Consider the following 22,455-nt stretch of genomic DNA (forward strand, 5'->3'; position numbering starts at 1 on the left):
CGCGCGCGACCCTGCGCGCGTGACGAAGCGGGCCGCTTAACCCTGCCGGCCGCGCGGGCCGCCTGGCTTGCGCCCCGGCCCCTTCCCGAACCCGCCGCCCTCGCGCGGCGCGCCACGCGGATGCGCATGCGGGCTGCGTCCGGGGGCGCCAGTCCGCGGGCGACGCGGCGCCTGATGGTCACCGCGCGCACCGGGCGGTGGCGGACCATCGGACGGCTCGATCCGCACGCCATGTTCGTCGTCTTCGCTACCGGCGGTGCGGGCAAGCGCGGCATTGAACTTCGCGGCGATGGCACGCGGAATCTGGAAATGGGTTTGCGACGGCCCAATGCGGATCGCGCCGATCTCGTTGCGCGAAACATGGCCGCGCCGGCAGATAAGCGGCAGAATCCAGCGCGGATCGGCATTCTGGCTCCGGCCGATATCCATGCGGAACCACGTCACATCGTCAAAGCCGGGGCGATGACGCTCCTGCTGCGCCGCGCGACGCGCCTCGGGCGTATCCTCCATCATCTCCTCGGGCGCGGGCATTGCGGCGCGATGCGCGCGGACCAGGGCGGCGGCGATATCCTCCGGCGAACGCTCGGCGAGCAGCTTCGCCCCGAGCAGCCGGTCCTCCTCGTCGAAGGTCGTCGGTTCGAGCAGCGCGGTCAGCAGGCGTTCGCGGTCCTGCGCCCGGATCGCTTCCGGGGTTGGGGCGGAGATCCATTCCGCGTTGATCCGCGCGCCACGCAACATCGATTCTACGCGCCGGCGCATCGGATAAGGCACCACCATCACGGCGGTACCCTTCTTCCCCGCGCGACCCGTGCGCCCCGAACGGTGCTGCAACGTCTCCGCATCACGCGGAATCTCGACATGGACGACGAGGCTCAGGCTCGGCAGATCGATCCCGCGCGCGGCAACGTCGGTAGCGACGCAGACTGCCGCACGACGATCGCGCAATTCCTGCAACGCGCGGTTACGCTCCGATTGCGAATGCTCGCCGGACAGCGCAACGGCGGTGAAGCCGCGCTCCAGAAGCGTGGCGTGCAGCCGGCGCACATTGTCGCGCGTGGCACAGAACAACATAGCGGTTTCAGCGCCGTGAAAGCGCAGCAGGTTGACCACTGCCGCCTCGATCTCGGACGGCGAAACGGTCACCGCCTGATAGGCGATATCCCCATGGCCACGCTCTTCGCCCGTAGTCGCCAGCCGCAGCGCGTCGCGCTGGTAGCGCTTCGCCAGCGCGACGATCGGGCGCGGCATGGTTGCGGAGAACAGCAGGGTCCGCCGGGTTTCGGGGGTGGCGTCGAGGATTTCCTCGAGATCCTCGCGAAACCCCATGTCGAGCATCTCGTCGGCCTCATCGAGCACCGCTACGCGCAGCGCCGACAGATCGAGCGCGCCGCGTTCGAGATGGTCGCGCAGGCGCCCCGGGGTGCCGACGACGATATGCGCGCCGCCGCGCAGCACGCGGCGCTCCTTCGACGCGTCCATACCGCCGACGCAGGTGGCGATGCGCGCGCGCGCCTTGCCGTAAAGCCACTCAAGCTCGCGACTCACCTGCAGCGCCAGTTCGCGCGTCGGCGCGATCACCAGCGCGAGCGGCCGTTCGGCATAGGGCATGGTCGCCTCGTCGCCGAGCAATTCGGCGCCCATCGCCAGCCCGAACGCAACCGTCTTGCCGGAGCCGGTCTGTGCGGAAACAATCAGGTCGCGCCCGGCCGCCTCGGGATCGATCACGGCCGCCTGCACGGTCGTAGGCGCGGCATAGCCACGCTCGGAAAGCGCCTCGGCAAAAACGGGCGGAAGATTGGAAAAGGTCATGAAACTCACGGATTATCTGGCCGCGAAAGGCCGTGGACTTAAATATCAGCGGCCGTCGAAGCACCCACCACGGCTGCTCTGAAACCCGTTGAAGCGAGATCGGTGCAGACGCAGAGCAGCGCGGACACTCGGCTGAGGGCGCTAGCGGATCGAGCTGTCATCGATCAGGCCCCATATCACAGGTGTCGCGCTCATTCCATCGCGGATTGCAACACGCGCAATCGCGGCGGTTTTACCCCTCCGCGCGCGCGGCATAACGCCGCGCGAGGATCGAACAGACGATCAATTGCATCTGGTGATAGAGAATGATCGGCAGCATGATCATGCCCAATGCCGGGCTGGCGCCAAACAGGATCTTCGCGATCGGCGCGCCATTGGCGAGGCTCTTCTTCGATCCGCAGAATACCGTCGTCACCTCATCCGGCAACGAGAAACCCCATGCGCGCGAAGCCATCGTGGTCAGCCAAAGGATCAGCCCGAGCAGCAGCGCGGCGATCAACGCGATCTCCGCGATCACCCACGGGGAATAGCTCCACCACAGCCCGGAAGCGGTCGATTCACAGAATGCCGAATAGACGATCAGCACGATCACTCCACGATCGCACAGATTGATGAGCCGCTTGTTCGCCGCGAGCCACCGCGCGATCAGCGGACGCAACAGCTGCCCCGCCGCGAACGGCAGCAGCAAGGTCATCGCCACATCGGCGATCGCGGGCAGGATCGGGAACGACTGGCCGCTCACCGCCGCGACCGTCGCGACCAAAGTAGGCGTTACGGCCATGCCGATGATGCCGGAGAGCGATGCGTCGAACACCGCCGCCGGCACGTTCCCGCGCGCCATGCTCGTCATCGCCACCGACGACGAGACGGTCGAGGAAAGCGCGCACAGGAAAAAGATGCCCAGCCGCACCTCGTAATCGAGCACGGATTTCAGCCCGAAGAACAATGCGAAGCCGATTAGCGGAAACAGCACGAAGGTGGTGGCCTGCACCGCGACATGGATGCGCCAGTTGGTCGCCCCCGCCTTCAATGCCTGCGGCGATAGATTGGCGCCGTGCAGGAAGAAGACGAAGCCGATGCCCAGCGTCGTCACCAATCCCATATGCAACGGCCCATCGGGCGTTCCGAGATGCGGCGCAATGAACGCCAGCACGATCGCGGCGAGCATCGCCAGCAGGAAACCGTCAATCTTCATGTCTCATCCCGTCGCGGCACCCGTCGCGCGGGTCCATAGGGTCTGCCTGTTAGAAAAGCTAAGGGGCGCCGCTCAGGTCACCGCATCGCGCTGGTGGTATCGCGGATCGCGCCAAGCGCCGGTTTCCATGACATCGGCGAGCACGTCCGCCGCATCCCATACATCGGCATGGCGGACGTATAGCGGGGTGAAGCCGAAGCGGACGATATCGGGCGCGCGGAAATCGCCGATCACCCCGCGATCGATCAATGCGCGCATGATCGCATAGCCATCGGCGTGCGCGAACGAGACCTGGCTGCCGCGCTCGCTCGCGTCGCGTGGAGAGGCCAGCGTGAAGCCGTGGCGCGCGCAACGCTGCTCGACCAACGCGATGAACAATTCGGTCAGCGCGACGGACTTCGCGCGGATCGCCACCATGTCGGCCGCGCGCATCAGATCGAGCCCGACGCCGACCAGCGACAGGCTCACGATCGGCTGCGTGCCGGTGAGGAACTGCCGGATATCGGGCGCGGGCGCATAGCCAGGATCGAAGGCGAACGGCGCTTCATGCCCCCACCAGCCGGTGATCGGCTGGCGCGCCGCGCCCAGATGCCGCTTCGCCACGAACAGGAATGCCGGCGAGCCGGGGCCGCCGTTCAGATATTTGTAGGTGCAGCCCACCGCGAAATCGACATTGCAGCCGTTGAGATCGACCGGCATCGCGCCCGCGCTGTGGCACAGATCCCAGATCGCCAGCGCACCGGCCGCCTGCGCCCGTTCGGTGAGCGCCGCCATGTCGTTGATATGGCCGGTCTTGTAATGAACATGCGTGATGCAGATCGCGGCGGTATCCTCGTCGATCGCATCGGCGATCTCGTGCCGCTCACGCAGCACCACCTCCAGCCCGCGCGCCGCAGCAATCCCCTGCGCGACATAATTGTCGGTCGGGAAGTTGCTCCCTTCCAGGATGATCTTGCGCCGGCCGGGACGCATCGCGCTCGCCGCCCACAACAGCTTGAACAAGTTGACGCTGGTCGAATCCGTCACGACCACTTCGCCATCGTCCGCACCGATCAACGGGGCGAGCGTGTTGCCGAGCGTCACCGGCAGATCGAACCAGCCCGCGCTGTTCCAGCTCTTGATCAGATCACCGCCCCATTCGCGCTCGATCACGCGCGCGGCATGCGCCGGGGCGTCATTGGCCATCGCGCCGAGCGAATTGCCGTCGAGATAGATCACGCCATCGGGGATCAGAAAAGCATCGCGAAAGCGCGCCAGCGGATCGGCCTGATCCTGCGCCACGCACCAGTCGCGCGAAATCTCCGCCGGAAACTCTGCCGCCCGTTCCTCAAACCGCATCAAGACACACCGTTTTCTTCTGAGACATTGCACGGATAGCCCAGCGCGCAGCTTTACGCCTCATATTCCTGCGCACCGATGCCCCTGATTACGGGTGGCGCTTCGAGCGGCGAGCGCCGGGATGGAGCGCGAGCACGAGCGCCACGGCCAGTCCCTCCATCCCGATCCCCCCGATCCATGTCACGATCGCGCGAGCTCGCTCGGCATCGCCCGGGATAATCGCAAGCGAGAGCAACAGCAGCGCGAATCCCGCGAACCGAATGTCGCGCCGCCGCCGCGAAGCTATGTGCCGCCCGAGCCAATGGCTCGCCTGTCGCGGGGTCGCCACGCCGATCAGGACAATCGCGACAAACGCGATCGACAGCGACGCGATCAAGCCGTTTTCCCCGGCGATCGCCCCGCGATGGCGGCGGCGAACGCGTAACAACAGCCGATGCACAATGCTGTCGCGGCGATGGTGAGCCCCAGCGCGTCCGCCCGTCCGGTGCCCGCGCCCCAATCGACCAGCGGTATCGCGATACAGGCCAGCGCGGTTGCGAGCGAAACCTCGCGCCATGCCCGCCGCGCTGGGCGCAACAACGCGAAAAGCAGGATCGCGCCCCACGTCCAGAACACCGCTTTCACCTCGATATTCGGCCGCTGCTCCAGCCCGATCGGCAATATGCGATTGGCGAGGAAATAGGCCGCGAACGCCAATGGCGCGCCACCGACGAAGCCGATGTTGAGCCGCTCGACGATTGCGAAGCCGATGCCCTGGCGTCGCTCCCGCCGCTTGGCCGTCCACAGCAACAGCCCCGCGCCGATCATCGCGGTGAGCATCATCCCGCAGATGAAATAGATCCAGCGCAATGCCAGTTCACCGAAGCGCGCGGTGTGCAGCGCGTAAAGGAAATTGAACGTGCGCAGCGCGGGGCGGCGCTCATCATGCATCGCGATCGGGCGCCCGGTCACCCCGTCGAAGCTGATCGTCTGACGCTGGATGCCGATCCGGCTGTCCTCGGCGCTGGTCACCGATATCACCGCCGCCGCGTCGCCGGGATTGAACACCGCGATCTGCGCGACGCCACCAGCGAACGCTCGTTCGGCCGCGTGCAGCATCGGCCCGACCGGCGCGAGCGGCGCGGGAATGCCGCGCGCGGGCCGCTCCACCGCAGCCGGATAGAGATCGTGGCGCAACGCCGAAACGTCGCCGCGATAGATCGACGCCGCGCCCCACGGCATGATCAGATTGGCCAGCGTCAGCGCGCCGGTAAAGGCGATCATCAGATGGAATGGCAGCGCGGTCACCGCGAACAGATTGTGCGCGTCCAGCCAGCTGCGCTGCCCTTTGCCCGCGCGAAAGGTGAAGAAATCGACGAAGAATCGGCGATGCGCGACGATGCCGGTGAGCAGCGCGAGCAGCATTACGACCGCCGCTGCCCCCGCGAGCAGCCGCCCCCATGGATAAGGCAATTGCAGCTCGAAATGGAGGCGATAGAAGAAATCGCCGCCCAGCGTGTCCCGCACAGCCCCGGGATCGCCGGTGCGCGGATCGAGCCATTTCTGGACGAAGCCGCTGCCGCCATCGCTCCACACCGCATAACTGGTGGCGGAGCGCGCGTCGGCCGGCTGGATATACCACATCGATGATTTGGCCGCGTGGCGCGACAGCCAGTCGATCACCGCGCTCCCTGCCTCGGCGCTACCAACCGCGCAGCACCGCACCTCTGGCCGCATCCAATTGCCGATCTCGGCCCGAAAAACGCTGAGCGTCCCCGCCAGCACGATGGCGAACAACAACCACCCGACAATCAGGCCGGACCAGTCGTGCAGCCACGTCATCGCATTGCGAAAGCCCGATTTCACGGGCGCCACCCCGCCGCCAGTGCGATGCCGCCGGCTAGCATCGCGGCGAGAATGATCCCCGCCCACGCCCGCCCGGCATTACGTGCCGCGAAGCAGCCCATCATCGCGATCGGCAATGCGAGCAGCGCGATCATCGTCGCGGTCGTCCCCGCTTCCTCTCGCGACATCGGCAGCACCCACGCCAGCGCGATCGACAGGATCACCGCCACGCCATAGCCGCCCGCCACCGCCGCCACCGCGCGCGACAGCACCGCCAGACGATAACGCGGGGATAGGGCGCGGCGTGGTTTCACCAATGAAAGCCGATCGTCCCCTGCACGGTGCGCCGCTGGCCATACCAGCACCAGCCGACGCCGCCGAGGTAGCAGCTCGTGAGAAATTTCCGATCGAAGATATTCGCCGCGTTCACACCGATCTCCAGCCCGGCCAGCCGCGGGTTGGCACGGCCGAGGTCATAGCGCACCACCGCGTCGAACAGGGTGTAAGACGGCGTGTTATAATCGCCCGCCGCCACCGTGCCGCCGAAATCGCCCGCGGAGACGGTTCCGCCATAAACCTTGTCGACCCAGCGCATCCCGCCGCCCAGCGTCAACCCGGCGAGTTGCCCGGCCGGGGGTGACCAGTCGACGTTGAGCGCGGCATTGCCCTTGCCCACCCCGATCAGCCCCTTGCCGATATTGGCCGGGGTTTCGTCATCGCGCACTGTCTTCACATTCTGGTGGCTGAATGCCGCGCGGATGGTGAAGCCGTTGGGCAGCGGCACCGTCGCCTCCGCCTCCACGCCCTCCGATCGCACCTCGCCCGATTGAGTGGAGAAGCTGCTGTTCGGGATCGCGGTCAGCAAATTGGTCTGCTCGATGCGGAACCACGCGGCGGTCAGCAGGATTCGCGTGCCGGGCGGCTGGTATTTCACCCCCGCCTCGATCTGGCGTCCCAGCGAGGGGCTAGCGCCGACGATGCCGCCACTGGCCTGCTGCACCTGCCCGATCTGCGGCTCGAACGACGTGGAATAGCTCGCATAAGGAGCAAGCCCGATCGGCGTCATGTAAAGGCCGCCGACGCGCCAGGTGAACTTCTTGTCGTGCTGCGTCGCGCCATTGACGGTATCGGCCCAATCGTGCCGTCCGCTGAGGGTCAGGCGCAGCCCCTCCCACGCGATCTGATCCTGCGCGTAAAGGCCGGTCTGCCGCAGCCGCGCGTCATATTCGTAAGCCGAGCCGATCGCCGCCGGGCTCAGCGGCACGGGGGTAGTGCCGTAAACCGGCGCATAAGCGTTGATCGGCGTGACCATCTGCCCGTTCACGACATTGTCGAACGCCGCCAGCTCCGTCGAATGCGCCACCTGCCGATCGACGCCAAAGATCAGATGATGCGTCAGCGGCCCGGTTTTGATCTCGCCAGTCAGCTGATTGTCGAACGTCCAGTTATGCATGGCCTCGTTCGATGCATAAGCGGCGCGTTCGAACGTGGTGAGCGTCGCGTCGGTCGGCGTTCCCGTCTGGTAGATCGCGCCGAGCCGTGTCGACACATATTGATAGCGCCCGCTCGATCGGAACGCCCAGTCCCCACCGAAGCGATGCGTGAAGATATAGGTCAGCCCGGTTTGCTCACGATTGAAGAAATCGCCCGGCTCGCCATCGGCGAAGCTGGTCGAAATCCACCCGTTTGGATTGGCGAAGAGCGTGCCGAGCGCGGGCGCGCTGCCGTAATTGCCGTTCTGCGGATCATGTGAATAAGCCGCGAGCAGCGTCAGCGTGGTATCGCTCCCCGCGCCAAGCGTCACCGCGCCGCTCACCGTTTCGCGACGGCGCTTGCCGAAGCTCTGCTGCGTATCGGCGCCGTTCACCGCACCATAGACGCGCCACTCTACGCCCTTGGAAAGCCTGCCCCCGACATCGGCATCGACGTCATAGAGATTGTACGTGCCATAGGTGCCGGAAACCGCCCCGTAGAAATCCTGATCGAGCGGCAATTTGCTGGAGATCCCGACCAGCCCGCCGGGGCTGGACTGACCGTAAAGCACCGAGGCAGGCCCCTTCACCACCTCGATCCGATCGATCCGCGACACGTCGATCTGCTGATCGGCATAGCCGGTCGCGCTGGTGAACACCTTCAGCCCATCGAGATAGCGCGGCGCATCGAACCCGCGCAGTTTGAACTGATCGTAAATCTCGGCATTGGCTCCGCGCGTTTCCGGCGTGATGCCGGCGACATAACGCAGCGCCTGATTGAGATTGGCGAGGCCCAGATCGCGCAATTCTTCGCCGCTGATCACGCTGATCGACTGTGGCGTCTCGACCACCGGCGTGTCCGATTTGGTGCCGGATGAGGCCTGCCCCTCCGGTCGCGCGCCGCGCACCACCACGTCATTGGCTGACTGGTCCGCGCCGCTCGCGTCATCCGCCGGCGGGGCGGCGCTGGCGGAAACGGCGGGCAGGAACGCAAGCAGCGCCCCACTAGAAAGCAGCGAAGTCAGGAAAGATGCGCGCATCGTCACCACCAGGTTTTGAGTGGGCGGCGCTATGATCATATTGCGATTGATTTGCAATAGCTGAAAATGAACCTTTTGTAATCTTGCCCGTCTCACGAGCGCACGGCGGCGCCATCACCCCCCACACCTCGCCATAACCGGCAGCGACACTCGATTATTCCGGTGTGTGAACAAATCCGGCTGTGTTAGCGTTCTGTGGCTTTCCGTCGCGTGTCGACGATCGCGTGGCCGCCCTCACGCGGTTGGGCGGCGTTGCGATCTTAAGCCTCGTTCATCCGATTGGTGCCAGCCCGATGACGATAGAAAGCGTGAGCAAGGAGAGTAAGCGGTCGGCCGATCGCCCGGCCGCTCCGTCGCTGGGCGATCGCTATATCGCCGTGCGCGAATTGACCACCGCGCTGGCCGCGCCCCTATCCGATGCCGATGCCACCGTGCAGTCGATGGAGGATACGTCCCCCACGAAATGGCATCTCGCGCATACGACATGGTTCTTCGAAACCTTCGTACTGCGCGATTTCGTCGCCGGTTATCGCCTGTACGATGATCGCTTCCCGTTCCTGTTCAACAGCTATTACGAGGCCGAGGGGAAGCGGCATGGCCGCGCGCGGCGTGGCATGATCACCCGGCCGACGCTGGATGGCGTGCGTGCCTATCGCGCCGCGATCGATGCTGCGCTGCTCGATGCGCTGCCGCGATTGCCGGCCGACGCGCTCGAACTGGTGCGGCTGGGTTGTCACCACGAGCAGCAGCATCAGGAACTGCTGCTGACCGATATCCTCCACCTGCTTTCCGAAAACCCGATCGAGCCCGCATTGTGGCCGACAAATCTTCGCCGCCCGGCCGCCATGCCGGGACCGACAGCCTGGATCGAACATCCCGGCGGCGAGGCGTGGATCGGCCATGACGGCGCGCATTTCGCTTTCGATTGCGAAGGCCCGCGCCATCCGACCTTGCTCGCCCCGCACGCTATCGCCACCCGCCCCGTGACCAACGGCGAATGGGCGGATTTCATCGCCGACGGCGGCTATGCGACGCCATCGCACTGGCTCTCCGATGGCTGGGCCTGGGTGCGGCGCGAGGACGTTGCTGCGCCGCTCTATTGGGAAAAGCGCGATGCGGGGTGGACGAGGTTCGGGCTGGATGGGCGTCACCCGATCGATCCTGCCGCGCCGGTGACGCATATCAGCTTCTTCGAGGCCGATGCCTATGCCAGTTGGGCGGGCGCACGCCTGCCGACCGAGGCCGAGTGGGAAGCCGCCGCGAGCACGCACGATCCCAGCGGCGGCAACCAGCTCGATGGAGCCGGGCCGGTCGAGCCGCATTCCTCCTCCCGCCCGGCGTTTTTCGGCGATGTGTGGGAATGGACCGGCAGCGCCTATCGCCCCTATCCCGGCTTCAGGGCCGCCGCCGGGGCGGTCGGCGAATATAATGGCAAGTTCATGAGCGGCCAGTTCGTGCTGCGGGGCGGATCATGCGCGTCGCCGCGCGGCCACGTTCGCGCCAGCTACCGCAATTTCTTCTACCCACACCAGCGCTGGCAGTTCACCGGCGTCCGGCTCGCGAAGGATCTGTGATGCTCAAGCGCGAATTGGACGATGAAACCAGCGCCGGCCCCAACCCGGCGTTTCTTGCCGATGTGATCGAGGGTTTCGCCCAGCGCCCGCGCGCGATCCCGGCGCGGTGGTTCTACGATCATCGCGGCTCGGAGTTGTTCGAGGAGATTACCGCCCTTCCCGAATATTATCCGACGCGCGTCGAAACAGCGCTGCTGCGCGCGATCGGCGGCGAAATCGCGGCATACACCGGGCACGGCCGCGCGGTGATCGAATTCGGATCGGGATCATCGACCAAGACGCCGCTGCTGCTCGAAGCGGTCGCCGCCTCGGCCTATGTCCCGATCGATATCTCGGGCGAGTTCCTCCGCGAATCCGCGCATGCGCTTTCCTTGCGTTTTCCGGCACTGCCGATCCACCCGCTCGCCACCGATTTCCTGAAGCCGATCGCCTTGCCGGCGGAGGTGCGCGATCTGCCCAAGCTCGGCTTTTTCCCTGGATCGACCATCGGCAATATGATCCCCTTCGCCTCGACGGATCTGTTGCGCACGATGCGCCGAACGCTGGGCGAAGGCGCGATGCTGGTGATCGGGATGGATCGGCTCAAGGATCAGGCGACGCTTGAGCGCGCCTACGACGATGCCGCCGGCGTCACCGCGGCGTTCAATCTCAATCTGCTCGCGCGCGTCAATCGAGAGCTTGACGGCTCGATCCCGCTCGACGCTTTCCGCCACCACGCGATCTGGAATGCCGATCGTGCGCGCATCGAAATGCATCTCGAAGCAACGCGCGACATCGCCTTCACCATCGCCGGGCGGCCGTTCGAAATCGCACGCGGAGAGACGATCCACACCGAAAACAGCCACAAATACGGGCCGCGCGATGCCCGCATCCTGCTGCGCTCCGGCGGCTGGACGCCGCTCGCCGAATGGACCGATCCGGACGACATGTTCGCCATCTATCTCGCGGAAGCGCAGGCGCAGCGCCGCGCGCCGTGAACATCGGGTCAGGCGTAACCTCGCGATGACACACCGACGCGCCGGACCAGCCCGGGAAGCGCCACCCCCAGCGCCGCCGCGCGAAAGAGATAGCTCGCCAGCAACGCGATCCACACGCCGGCCTCGCCCTGCCCCCGCAACATCATGTCCGTGGCGAGATAGAGCGCCAGCGCGACGATCGCGGCATTGCGCAGCGTGCGCCCCTCCGTCGCGCCGATGAAGATGCCGTCGAGCAACCAGCTCGGCATTCCGAGCAACGGCACCAGCGCGCAATAGGGCACCAGCGCGATCGCCTGCGCCTGCACCGCCGGATCGCGCGTTACGAGCGGGATCAGCCACGGCGCCGCGATGGCGATGCCGGCCGAGAACGGCAGCGCGCCCGCCAGCGAGAATTCGCCGGTCAGTCGCGCGGCGCGCAGCATCGCCGGGCGCGAGCCGGCCCCGATCGCCGCGCCGACGCGCGCCTCGGCAGTGAAGGCAAAACCGTCGAGCACGAACGCGCTCACGCTGACGAACAGCATCAGCACATGGTTGGCGGCGAGCGGCACGGCGCCCAGCCGCGCGCCGGCGCGCGCAAACCAGGTGAACAGCAAGAGCAACGCAACGGTGCGGATCATGATATCGGCGTTGACCGACAGCAACCGGCGAAACGCGCCGGGCGCGAAGATCGTGCCCCGATCGATGCGCCACCAGCCGGGGCCGAGCACGCGCCGCGCCGCCCATAGCCCGATCGCCAGCGCGATCCATTCCGCCAGCGACGTGCCGATGCCCGCGCCGCGCGCGCCAAGCCCAAGGCCGCCAACCAGCAGCACGTCCAGCGCGATATTGACGCCGTTGAACACCAGCTGACAGGCCAGCGCCAGCCGCGTCCGTCCGAGTCCGAGCAGCCAGCCGTTGAGAACGTAAAAGCCCAGCGCGGCCGGCGCGCCGAAAAAGCGCGCCGCAGTGAAGCCGTAAGCCGCATCAGCCGCCGGCGCGGGAACGTGCATCAGCGACAATGCAGTCGGCACGATCACCGGCGAAAGCATCACCAATGCCACGCCGAGCGCCAATCCAAGCAGCAGCGCGCGCAGCAGCAGCGCGCGCAACTCCTCGCCCCCACCCACGCCGAGCGCCTGCGCGGTAAGCCCCGTCACGCCCATCCGCAGAAAGCCAAACGCCCAGAAAATCAGGTTTACGGTCGTGACGCCCAGCGCCACGCCAGCCAATGCCGCGGCATCGCCCGTGCGCCCGATGACGGTGGCATCGACCACGCCGACCATCGGCACCAGCGCCTGGCCGAGAATGATCGGCCACGCCTGAGCGAATATCATGCGGCGGGTTAGCAGGCTCATGCGACCGGCTGATCACACGAACCGGCGGGTGACGTCACGCCCGATCACCCGAATTTTCGTCTATTACGCAACGGGAGAGCGTGATTGGCCACCACGCTCTCCCGCAATTGCCGCCGGGTGCCGGATCAGATCAGGCCACCCGCGCTGCCGCGATCAGCGGCAGCGCACCTGCCCGCGATCGACCGACCGGCCGAGCAATGCGCCACCCGCACCGCCGACGAGCGTGCCGAGCGTGCTGCCGGTCAGCGCGTTGCCGAGCAGGCCGCCCGCGACACCGCCGATCACCAGCCCGGTCGTTCCGTCGTTGCGACGGCAATAATAGCGCCCGTCCCGGCCGCGATAGATGCGATCGTCACGGCCCAGCCGGCGCTCCTTGTAGCGGCCGGGCCGATAGGAATGCGACGCATCCCAGCCCTGCCGATCGCCATTCCAGCGATAGTCGCGCGGCTGCGCGACAGCCGGCGCAGGCAGCGCGACCGGCACGGCCATGGTGATGGCGGCAAGCGCGGCCGCAAATTTGAAACGCATAAGAAATCTCCTTTTGCCGAAATCAGTAACGCTTCCGGCGCACGGTCCGTTCAATTGGGGCCGTTTTCATATCATCGCGGGCCGCCTGCGATCTGCTGGCTCTCGTTCCCGCGCGCGAACGCAGCGTCCGGGTAAACGACGGATTTACCAGAGCTCTTAGTAACCATTCTTTGAGGAAGTAGGGCCAAGGACGGCCTCTGGGCACGAATCAAGGCTCCGGATCGCGTCGCGTGAATGCCATGTGGATCACCTTCGGCGGCCAAAGCCTTTCGGTTCGATGCCGACAGATAAAAATGGCAGCGTTCAAAAAGGGGTCACACATGAAGACGGCATCGGTGCGTGCGTGCATCATGCGGGGAGCGAGCGCGGGCGCATTGCTGCTCGTCGCCAACCCGGCTTTCGCGCAACTCGGCGCGCCGGAGGCGGCCCCGCGCGCTTCATCCGATCACCCCGGCGTGAATCAGCCCGACGCCCCCGAGATCGTGGTGACGGGTTCGCGCATCGCGCGGCCGGAATTCGATACGGTCCAGCCGACACAGGTAATTGGCGCGTCGCAGATCGAAAATCGCGGCTACACCAATGTCGGCCAGGCGTTGAACGAAATCCCCGCTTTTGGCCCCGCGGGCAACAACAGCGCCGGTACGCAATCGCCGTTCGGCCCGGGGCAGACCTTCGTCGACTTCTTCGGCCTCGGTTCGCAACGTACATTGGTGCTGGTGGATGGCCGGCGCTTCGTATCGTCGAATACCGCCACCATCTTCGGCCCGGTCAATCCCGGCACGCAGGTCGATCTCAACAATATTCCGACGTCCCTCATCGACCGGATCGAAACGGTCTCGATCGGCGGCGCGCCAATCTATGGCTCGGATGCGATCGCGGGTACGGTCAACATCATCCTGAAGCGCAATTTCGAGGGGCTGGAACTGGCCGGCCAAAGCGGCATTGCCCAACGCGGCGATGCGCCCAACCAGCAGTTCAGCATCTTGGCGGGTAAGAATTTCGCAGGCGGCCGCGGCAATATCACCATCTCCGGCGAATATGATCGCGGCGATGGCCTGACCGCAGGCGATCGCGCCGTCACCGCGCGCGGCGATTTCTTCGGCACCCCGCCGGCATCGCTCAACTCGCCTTATGCGCAGGTGGTATTTCCCGCACGGCGCTTCACCGCATTCACCGCCGGCGGCGTACCCTTCGCCGCCGACGATTATCTCGCGGCGCGCTCCGGCATCCGTAACGCCGCTGGCCAGCTTCTCCAGTTCGGCTCGTCCGGAACGCTCGTGCCGCTCGATCTCGGCACCGTGATGCGTCAGGGTTTTATCAGCAGCGGTGGCAACGGCTTCGATATGGCCGCGCAATCGAACCTGTTGACCAGTTCCGAACGATATCTGGGCAATGTTCAGGCAAGCTATCAGATCACCGACAACGTCCGCTTATTCGGCGAGGGCTGGTATGCGCGCTCAAAGAGCGTGAATCTGATCGACGAGCCGAATTACAATTCCGCGCTGTTCGATGCTGCCGGGACGATCAACGGCAATATCGTCATCCGGCTCGACAATCCCTATCTCTCCGCCACTGATCGCGCCACGATCGCGGCCAATCTTCCCGCCGGGCAGCAGGAATTCTACCTTGGCCGCGCGCTGTCGGATCTGACGACGGGTCGGGCTGAGGCGACCGTCGAAACCTATCGCTTCGTCGCCGGATTCGACGGCAACGTCGGCCTGTTCGGTCGCGATTTCCAATGGGAGACTTCGGCCGTCTATGGCCGCTCGCAGACGGACGTGCGCGTCAACAAGCTGGTTCAGCAGAATTTCCTCAACGCGCTGGACGCGGTGACCGATGGCGCCGGCAACATCATCTGCCGCCCCGGCGCGGTGAATGCGTCGATCCCGACGATCAGCTCAACCTGCGCGCCGCTCAACGTGCTCGGCTCCGGTCTGGCGAGCAAGGCCGCGCGCGATTACATCTTCGCCACCGCGACGCCGCGTTCGATCAACGAACAGATCGTGTTCAACGCCAATATCAAGGGGCCGGCGTTCACCCTGCTCGGCAATGATGTGAATATCGTCGCCGGCTATGAGCATCGCGAGGAAAAGACACGGTTCGATCCGGGTGCCTATTTCTACGGCGATCCGCAACCGGATGGCTCGCGTGCGCCGTTCGGCCGCTCGATCCCGGTCGATCCGGTCGCCGGCAAGTTCCACACCAACGAGGTGTTCGGCGAACTCGTCGTGCCGTTCGTCACCGCGAAGAACCGCCTCAATTGGCTGCATACGCTCGAATTCGACGGGTCGGCCCGTTATGTCCGCAATTCGCTATCGGGCGGCGACCTTACGTGGAGCGCGGGTGGCCGGATCGGTTTCGTGCCTGATGTAACCTTCCGGGGCAATTTCACCCGTTCGATCCGCTCGCCCGCGATCACCGAAGCGTTCAATCCCAGCTCGCAGGCTTATGACGCCGGCCAGGATCCGTGCGACGCGCGTTTCGTCGGCAATGGTCCGAACCCGGCGGTGCGCAAGGCGAATTGCGCGGCAGCCGGCATCAACACCGCAACCTTCTCTTCCAATTTCAGCAACTTGTACATTCCGGTGACCGTCGGCGGCAATCCGGATCTGCGTAATGAGAAAGCGAATAGCTGGACTATCGGCGCGATCATCCAGCCGCGATTTGCATACAGTTTCTCCCTAGCCATCGACTGGATAAACATCAGCCTCAAGGATGCAATCGTCAATCTGGACGGCGCCTCGATCCTGAACGCATGCTATGATTCCGCAAGCTATCCCAACGCGTTCTGCAAATTGTTCAATCGCGATGCCAATGGCCAGCTCACCACGATCCGCGAGGGTTATTATAACGCGGCGAGCTACAAAACGGCCGGGTTGCAGGCAACCGCATCCTATCGCCTGCCGCTGGAGCGCATCGGCTTTGAGAATACGGGCGTGCTCGGCGTCGCAGTGAATTACTTTTATCGCGACAAGCTGGAAACGCGGATCGGCACCGACGACATTGATCACATCGCCGGCGAAGTGGGATATCCGCGCAATTCTGGCACCGCGAACCTCAGCTACGACAGCAAATCACTCGCTCTGCTGTTGCAGGCGCAATATGTCGGCGAGAGCAAATTCGACATGGATGCCGCGCCGAACTCCGCCAACATTACGGGGGTAAGCGACTGGTGGCTTTTCAATGCCACGGTCGGCATCAAAGTGAATGAGCAGTTTGGGCTGAAGTTCATCGTGGACAATGTGTTCGACGCAACCCCGCCTTACCCCGCCCCGCTCGGCGGCGGCACAAGGACGTATTTTTCAGGGATCATGGGGCGCTACTTCAGCGTCGCGGCGCGGGTGAAATTCTGACTCAGCGCTGCCGTTATGGGGCTAACGCGGGCGATACACTATCGCCCGCGTTAGCCCCCAGCAGAGCCGGGCCCACTTGCGTCGCGCCACGCGCACGACTATGGCCCGCCGCACCGCTTTCCACTTCCGGGGTAATGCAGCTCGGAATGGCGATGTGGCACTAGCCGAAGGCAGACGCTTTCGAGGCGTTGCGGGTGTAGCTCAATGGTAGAGCAGAAGCTTCCCAAGCTTACGACGAGGGTTCGATTCCCTTCACCCGCTCCATCCCCCTGTCCGCCGACGCTCGTCTTCGTCTAGGCAGACCCTGAAAATCCACGGTATTTAGCGGTTGTCAGGCCGCAAGCGTTCATCCGCATTCGCAATCAATCACCTCTCGCTGGCGGTAATTTGAGGGTACCAACCCCCGCTTCGATGCTCCAATTGAACGACATTGCCCGCATCGCGGTGCTGCGCGGCTCGCGGCGCAGTGCTCGTGAAAAGTTCGTCGACCGACCTGCTCAATACTTTTCCGGAAAAGGCGGCCCAGTAAAACTCCGAACGCTAGCGGGCGACAAACCACGAGACCTGCGCCATCCGCTCTGCATCCCAGAACTATCGGCCAATTGATGGCCGCATTTGGTTACGATGGGTCATCTCGCTGAACTACGGACGCGACCCGTTTCACCCGGCCGCGTCCGTGCTCGTCAGAGATGTTTCTTCACCTCGCCTTTTGCGTCACCGATGCCCTTCTGGACATGGCCCTTCGCATTTTGCGCAATGCCCTCCGCCTCAAGCTTGTGATCGCCGGTTGCCTTTCCGATGGCTTCCTTGGTCTTGCCAACCGCTTCGTTGGCGAGGCCCTTGGCCTTGTCCTTGAACTCACCCATGATTTTCTCTCCACGCGGCAAACGCGCCACGCGAGATCAATGTTCGCAACCGATGGTTCGATCCGCCGCTAGCAACATCTTAGCGGTTCAAAATACCGCACCATCTCAAAGCTATCGCCACGCCGCTCACGCCATTTCGACCGCTGCGAGATAGCCAGTGAGCCGCTCGGCGGCGCCACGAGGAACGTGAAGCCCCAGCTTGCTGCGGCGATAAAGTACGTCCTCCGCAGTCCTCGCCCATTCCTGCGCGCGCAGGTAATCGACCTCGCGCGCGGTGAGCCCACCACCAAAATCCTCGCCCAGATCAGCCGGCGTGGCAGCATCCCCGAGCACCGCATCGATCCGTGTACCATAGGCATGCGCGAGGCGACGGAGCAGCGCAGGCGGCTGCCCCGGTCGCGCTCGCTCCACTTGGGCGAGGAAGGCTTCGAAATCCGCGGCCGGCATGTCGCCGCCGGGTAGCGTAGCCCCCGCCGTCCAGGCCGCCCCGGCACCGGGAAGATGCACGGCGAGATGCTGCATCGCGTGCTCCGCGAGCTTTCGGTACGTGGTGATCTTGCCGCCGAACACGCTGAGCAGCGGCGCCCGCCCCACCCCCGCATCGAGATCGAGCACATAGTCGCGCGTAACGGCGGAGGCGTTGCCAGCCTTGTCGTCATAGAGCGGGCGAATGCCGGCATAGCTCCACACGATATCCGCCTCGTCTATCGACCGCGCGAAATAATTATTGACCGTGTCGAGCAGATAGCGCGTCTCGCCCTCGCTGATCTCCGCGCGACCGGGCGCACCATCCCATGGATCGTCGGTCGTGCCGATCAGCGTGAAGCCGTCCTGATAGGGCAAGGTGAAGACGATGCGGCGATCCGCGTTCTGCAGCATGAAGGCGTGATCGCCCTCATAGAGCCGCGGCACTACGATATGACTGCCCTTGATCAACCGCACGCCACGTTCGACCCGCGCGCCCGGCACGCGCGCGAGCACGTCGGAGACCCATGGGCCGGCGGCGTTGACGAGCACGCGCGCACGGATCGTGCTTTCACCACCGGCATCGGCAATCGTCGCCGACCAGACGCCCCCCTCCCGCCGCGCCGAGATCAGCCGGGTGCGCGTGCGGATATCCGCGCCACGATCGGCCGCATCACGCGCATTGAGCACGACGAGGCGGCTGTCATCCACCCGGCAATCGGAATAGACGAACGCAGTACCGTGCGGATCGGCCAAACCCGCACCATAGGCGCTTCGATCGAGCCGGATCGTCTCCGTCCCGGGCAATTTCTTGCGGCCACCGAGATGGTCGTAGAGAAACAGCCCAAGGCGGACCATCCACGCCGGGCGCGGCGAATGCGTCTGCGGTAGCACGAAGCGCGTCGGCCAGATGATGTGCGGCGCCATCCCCCACAGCCGCTCACGTTCGATCAGCGCCTCGCGCACCAGCCGGAACTCGCCATATTCGAGATAGCGCAAGCCGCCGTGGATTAGCTTGGTCGACGCCGACGAGGTGTAATTGGCGAGATCGTCCTGCTCGACCAGCAGGACTGACAGACCCCGGCCAACCGCATCGCGCGCGATCCCCGCGCCGTTGATCCCACCGCCAACCACCAGCAGATCGACCATTGCGTCTGTCGTCTCGTCGTTCATACGTTCAGGCTAAGGCCCAAATCGTTGACGGGCGAACAAAAAAAATCGAGCATCCCAACTGGCATATCGGTGGGGAGACGAAGGTGGGGAAGACGCATATCCTGGCAATCGACCAGGGCACGACCTCCACCCGCAGCGTCGTTTTCGATCACCGCGCGCGCCGCGTCGCCACTACACAGATCGAGTTTCAGCAACATTATCCCGCCCCCGGCTGGGTCGAGCACGATCCCGAGGATATCTGGCGCGACACGCTCGCCACCGCACGTCAGGCGATTGCGAAAAGCGGCATCGGCGCGGACGGGATCGCCGCGATCGGCATTACCAACCAGCGCGAGACGACATTGGTGTGGGAGCGTGCGACCGGCAAACCAATCCACCGCGCTATCGTATGGCAAGATCGGCGCACGGCGGAACATTGCCAGCAACTCAAAGCTGCTGGCGCGGAGCCGGAAGTGCGTGCACGCACCGGGCTGCTGATCGATCCCTATTTCTCAGCGACCAAGATCGCGTGGATTCTCGATAATGTAACCGGTGCGCGAGCGCGCGCCGAGCGCGGCGAACTCGCCTTCGGGACGATCGACAGCTTCCTGTTGTGGCGGCTGACCGGAGGGAGGGTCCACGCGACGGATGTCACCAATGCCTCGCGCACCTCGTTGTGGAATATCCGCGACAATTGCTGGGACGAGGAAATGTGCAGGTTGTTCGGTGTGCCGCGCGCCCTGCTGCCCGAGGTGCACGACAACGCCCACATTTATGGCACCACCGCGCCGGAGCTGTTCGATGCTGCGATCCCGGTAGCGGGGATTGCGGGGGATCAGCAGGCGGCGTTGTTCGGACAAACGTGTTTCGCCCCGGGCAGCACCAAAGTGACCTATGGCACCGGCTGCTTCATGCTTCTCAATACCGGTGAGCGGGCGATCCTGTCGGACCACCGGCTGCTGACGACGCCAGCCTATCGCATCGACGGGCGCACCTCTTATGCGCTGGAGGGATCGATCTTCGTCGCGGGCGCGGCGATCAAATGGCTACGTGACGGGATCGGTGTGATCACCCATGCAAGCGATACCGATGGCATGGCGACGCAACTACCTGACAATGGCGGCGTCTATATGGTCCCGGCCTTCGTCGGGCTGGGCGCGCCGCATTGGGATCCGGCTGCGCGCGGCGCGATCTTTGGGCTGACGCTCGGATCGACGCAGGCGCATCTCGCCCGTGCCGCGCTGGAGGCAGTGGCCTATCAAACGCTCGATCTGGTCACTGCGATGGTGGAGGACGGCAGCGCGCGCCCGGCGACGTTGCGCGTCGATGGCGGCATGGCGGCGAACGACTGGCTGTGTCAATTCCTCGCCGATCTGCTCGAAGCTCCGGTCGAGCGCCCCGAGGATCTGGAAACCACCGCACGCGGCGCCGCCTTCCACGCGGGGCTCGCGGTGGGCTTGTGGTCGGGGCTCGACGAACTCGCGTCGCTCTGGTCACGCGAGGCATGTTTCGAGCCCGCAATGTCGGCGGAAACCCGCGCCCCGCTGGTGGCGGGCTGGAACGACGCACTCAGCCGCACCTTGCGCCGGGGCTGAATCGGGCCCCGGCGCGCGACCGGTTCAGCGCCCCGCCATCACCGGCTGCTCCAGCCCCGCGCTGGCAAGCTCACGCTCCGCCTGGGTGAAGCCGTAAGCCGGCACGATCGCGCCATCGCGCGCCGACACCTCGGGCCATTGCGTGACGAGCCTGTCGCCCGCATCCTCGGTATGGCCGACATAGAGGCCGGGCGTCAGCGTCACCTCGGCCGTCGCGAAATGCCCCGCACCGGCGCACAGGATCGCACGCGTCGGCGCGTCCTGCCCGACCAAGGCGAGCAGCCCCGGACTGACCAGCGCCGGATCAAGCAACCGCAGGCTCTCGTCCGAAAGCACACCATGCGTCATCTGCGTCGCGGCTGTCGGTGCAAGCGAGTTCACGCGGATGTTATATTTCTCACCCTCGATCGCCAGCGTCTGCATCAGGCCGACGAGCGCCATCTTCGCCGCGCCGTAATTCGCCTGACCAAAGTTGCCGTACAGGCCCGACGACGACGTAGTCATAACGATGCGGCCGTAATTCTGCGCCCGCATCGTTTCCCACACCGCCTTGCTGCAAATCGCCGCCCCCATCAGATGGACATCGACCACCAGCCGGAAATCATCGATCGTCATCTTGGCGAAGCTCTTGTCGCGCAGGATGCCGGCATTGTTGACGAGGATATCGATCCGCCCCCAGCGCGTAACGACCGTATTGACCAATGCGGCAATCGCTGCCTCATCCGTAACGGATGCCGCGATCGCGATCGCCTCGCCGCCGCTTTCGACGATTTCCGCCGCGACCCGCTCTGCCGCATCCAGCGCGAGATCGTTGACGACCACCCGCGCACCCTGGCGCGCAAGATACAGCGCATGCGCCCGCCCGAGCCCGCCCCCGGCGCCCGTCACGATTGCCACATTACCAGTCAGCGACATCCATTCCCTTCCCATCAAAAGCGGAAAGGGAACTCTATCCAATCACTATTTCACTATCAAGGTAGTGAATGTTTTGACGTCTGGTGAGCTTGCCCGCGTTGTGCAAAACTATTCGCAGATCGCGCGGAAACCCGCCGCCATGAATTTCGCCATCCGCTCCTTCACCGCGACGAAATCGTCCGAATGACTCAAGCCGCCAGATAATTTGTCGATGCGGCCGGTCCGGGCAAGCGTCAGCATCAATGCGCCGGTTACGAAGTGATAACCCCAGAAAATGTCCTGCGAACCGCCGTCGGGCAACGCCTTCCGCAGCAACCCGATCAGCCTCAGCACGACCGGATCGAAATGCTCATCCATCAAATTCGCGCCCCATTCTGGGGTATTGGCGACTTGCGCGGTGAGTTGGGCGTAGTTTTTCCACCCCTCCCCGCCCGAGATATAAAGATCGAGATCGGTATCGAGAAACGCGTGCAGCGCGCCCTCGACGGTCGGCTTGCCGCCGCTCGCCGCCTCATATTCATCGAGCGCTTTCATCCGACGCTCGCTCGTCACCACCGCGCGGCGCGCGAACACGGCGTCGAATAGCGCCTTCTTGTCCGAGAAATAGTAATTAAGCAGCGTGTGGTGGACCCCGACGCGCTGCGCGACGTCCTTCAAGGTCACGCCATAAAGGCCATTCTTGGCGAACAACTGTTCGGCGGCGTCGAGAATCTGTTCGATAGTCTCGGCACGTTGCTCAGCCTTGCGAGACGAGCGTTGAGGTTTGACCTTTTGCGTCACCAGCTTTCTCTTTCAGCCCAACGGCCCGACCGTCAAGCGCCTTGGTTGGATCGCAGATCATTCACACACACGATAGTGTGTATTGACACCCGCGATGCGATGCAGCCATGATACTCGATAAGCAAAAAATGACTGCTGGGAGGGGCGGGATGACCAGGAAAATGAAGAGCCGATCCCGGATGTCGGGCGATACATGCAATCGTGATCGCCGGCCACCATCGACGCTCTCCAACCGCCG

18 protein-coding genes and 1 tRNA gene are annotated in these 22,455 nt (G+C 64.7%); 6 read left to right on the forward strand and 13 right to left on the reverse strand.

Going from position 1 to position 22,455, the window contains the following annotated elements; translation table 11 throughout:
- Positions 1 to 36: 36 nt before the first annotated feature.
- The 7 genes from P0Y64_02570 to P0Y64_02600 form a co-directional block, all read right to left on the reverse strand.
- Positions 37 to 1,809 carry a DEAD/DEAH box helicase gene (locus P0Y64_02570; GenBank protein ID WEK43734.1) on the reverse strand — a complete coding sequence of 591 codons (1,773 nt, stop codon included), beginning with the start codon at positions 1,807 to 1,809 and terminating at the stop codon, positions 37 to 39.
- A 232-nt stretch (positions 1,810 to 2,041) separates the two neighbouring features.
- Positions 2,042 to 3,004, reverse strand: coding sequence for a bile acid:sodium symporter (locus P0Y64_02575; protein ID WEK43735.1), 963 nt, complete (start codon positions 3,002 to 3,004; stop codon positions 2,042 to 2,044).
- A gap of 72 nt (positions 3,005 to 3,076) precedes the next feature.
- Entirely contained in the window at positions 3,077 to 4,342 is a 1,266-nt protein-coding gene (kynU, locus tag P0Y64_02580; protein WEK43736.1) for a kynureninase, read from the reverse strand.
- Between the two features lie 88 nt (positions 4,343 to 4,430).
- Positions 4,431 to 4,718 carry a DUF3325 family protein gene (locus P0Y64_02585; GenBank protein WEK43737.1) on the reverse strand — a complete coding sequence of 96 codons (288 nt, stop codon included), beginning with the start codon at positions 4,716 to 4,718 and terminating at the stop codon, positions 4,431 to 4,433.
- Positions 4,715 to 6,187, reverse strand: a complete 1,473-nt coding sequence (locus P0Y64_02590) for a PepSY-associated TM helix domain-containing protein (protein WEK43738.1) — start codon at positions 6,185 to 6,187, stop codon at positions 4,715 to 4,717. Before P0Y64_02590 ends, P0Y64_02585 begins: the two co-directional genes overlap by 4 nt.
- On the reverse strand, positions 6,184 to 6,480 hold the full coding sequence (locus P0Y64_02595; GenBank protein WEK43739.1) for a DUF3649 domain-containing protein: 297 nt from the start codon (positions 6,478 to 6,480) through the stop codon (positions 6,184 to 6,186). Before P0Y64_02595 ends, P0Y64_02590 begins: the two co-directional genes overlap by 4 nt.
- On the reverse strand, positions 6,477 to 8,678 hold the full coding sequence (locus P0Y64_02600) for a TonB-dependent siderophore receptor (protein WEK43740.1): 2,202 nt from the start codon (positions 8,676 to 8,678) through the stop codon (positions 6,477 to 6,479). Before P0Y64_02600 ends, P0Y64_02595 begins: the two co-directional genes overlap by 4 nt.
- A 377-nt stretch (positions 8,679 to 9,055) precedes the next feature.
- On the opposite strand from P0Y64_02600, the gene egtB reads away from it, so the two are divergent.
- Together egtB and egtD are read left to right on the forward strand one after the other, a co-directional pair.
- Positions 9,056 to 10,252 carry an ergothioneine biosynthesis protein EgtB gene (gene egtB, locus P0Y64_02605; GenBank protein WEK44947.1) on the forward strand — a complete coding sequence of 399 codons (1,197 nt, stop codon included), beginning with the start codon at positions 9,056 to 9,058 and terminating at the stop codon, positions 10,250 to 10,252.
- A complete protein-coding gene (egtD, locus tag P0Y64_02610; GenBank protein ID WEK43741.1) occupies positions 10,252 to 11,229 on the forward strand; it encodes an L-histidine N(alpha)-methyltransferase in 978 nt (325 codons plus the stop codon). Before egtB ends, egtD begins: the two co-directional genes overlap by 1 nt.
- An 8-nt stretch (positions 11,230 to 11,237) precedes the next feature.
- On the opposite strand, the gene P0Y64_02615 is transcribed toward egtD, so the two are convergent.
- Together P0Y64_02615 and P0Y64_02620 are read right to left on the reverse strand one after the other, a co-directional pair.
- Entirely contained in the window at positions 11,238 to 12,563 is a 1,326-nt protein-coding gene (locus P0Y64_02615; protein ID WEK43742.1) for an MATE family efflux transporter, read from the reverse strand.
- A 153-nt stretch (positions 12,564 to 12,716) separates the two neighbouring features.
- Positions 12,717 to 13,091 carry a glycine zipper 2TM domain-containing protein gene (locus P0Y64_02620; GenBank protein ID WEK43743.1) on the reverse strand — a complete coding sequence of 125 codons (375 nt, stop codon included), beginning with the start codon at positions 13,089 to 13,091 and terminating at the stop codon, positions 12,717 to 12,719.
- Positions 13,092 to 13,411: 320 nt separating this feature from the next.
- Here P0Y64_02620 and P0Y64_02625 point away from each other — a divergent pair, with 320 nt between their 5' ends.
- From P0Y64_02625 to P0Y64_02635, 3 genes are all read left to right on the forward strand, one after another.
- Entirely contained in the window at positions 13,412 to 16,444 is a 3,033-nt protein-coding gene (locus P0Y64_02625; GenBank protein ID WEK43744.1) for a TonB-dependent receptor, read from the forward strand.
- Between the two features lie 190 nt (positions 16,445 to 16,634).
- A tRNA-Gly gene (locus P0Y64_02630) sits at positions 16,635 to 16,708 on the forward strand.
- Positions 16,709 to 16,864: 156 nt separating this feature from the next.
- Positions 16,865 to 17,050 (forward strand): hypothetical protein, encoded by a 186-nt coding sequence (locus P0Y64_02635; GenBank protein WEK43745.1) that lies wholly within the window; start codon positions 16,865 to 16,867, stop codon positions 17,048 to 17,050.
- Between the two features lie 77 nt (positions 17,051 to 17,127).
- Here P0Y64_02635 and P0Y64_02640 read toward each other — a convergent pair whose 3' ends face one another.
- Entirely contained in the window at positions 17,128 to 17,310 is a 183-nt protein-coding gene (locus P0Y64_02640; GenBank protein WEK43746.1) for a CsbD family protein, read from the reverse strand.
- A gap of 126 nt (positions 17,311 to 17,436) precedes the next feature.
- Positions 17,437 to 18,948, reverse strand: coding sequence for a glycerol-3-phosphate dehydrogenase (locus tag P0Y64_02645; GenBank protein ID WEK43747.1), 1,512 nt, complete (start codon positions 18,946 to 18,948; stop codon positions 17,437 to 17,439).
- 83 nt (positions 18,949 to 19,031) lie between these two features.
- Here P0Y64_02645 and glpK point away from each other — a divergent pair, with 83 nt between their 5' ends.
- Positions 19,032 to 20,522 (forward strand): glycerol kinase GlpK, encoded by a 1,491-nt coding sequence (gene glpK / locus P0Y64_02650; GenBank protein WEK43748.1) that lies wholly within the window; start codon positions 19,032 to 19,034, stop codon positions 20,520 to 20,522.
- Between the two features lie 24 nt (positions 20,523 to 20,546).
- On the opposite strand, the gene P0Y64_02655 is transcribed toward glpK, so the two are convergent.
- Together P0Y64_02655 and P0Y64_02660 are read right to left on the reverse strand one after the other, a co-directional pair.
- On the reverse strand, positions 20,547 to 21,437 hold the full coding sequence (locus P0Y64_02655) for an SDR family NAD(P)-dependent oxidoreductase (protein WEK43749.1): 891 nt from the start codon (positions 21,435 to 21,437) through the stop codon (positions 20,547 to 20,549).
- A gap of 108 nt (positions 21,438 to 21,545) precedes the next feature.
- Positions 21,546 to 22,217, reverse strand: coding sequence for a TetR/AcrR family transcriptional regulator (locus P0Y64_02660; GenBank protein ID WEK43750.1), 672 nt, complete (start codon positions 22,215 to 22,217; stop codon positions 21,546 to 21,548).
- Positions 22,218 to 22,455 lie beyond the last annotated feature (238 nt).

This window comes from Candidatus Sphingomonas colombiensis (genome assembly GCA_029202845.1).
GTDB lineage: Bacteria > Pseudomonadota > Alphaproteobacteria > Sphingomonadales > Sphingomonadaceae > Sphingomonas > Sphingomonas colombiensis.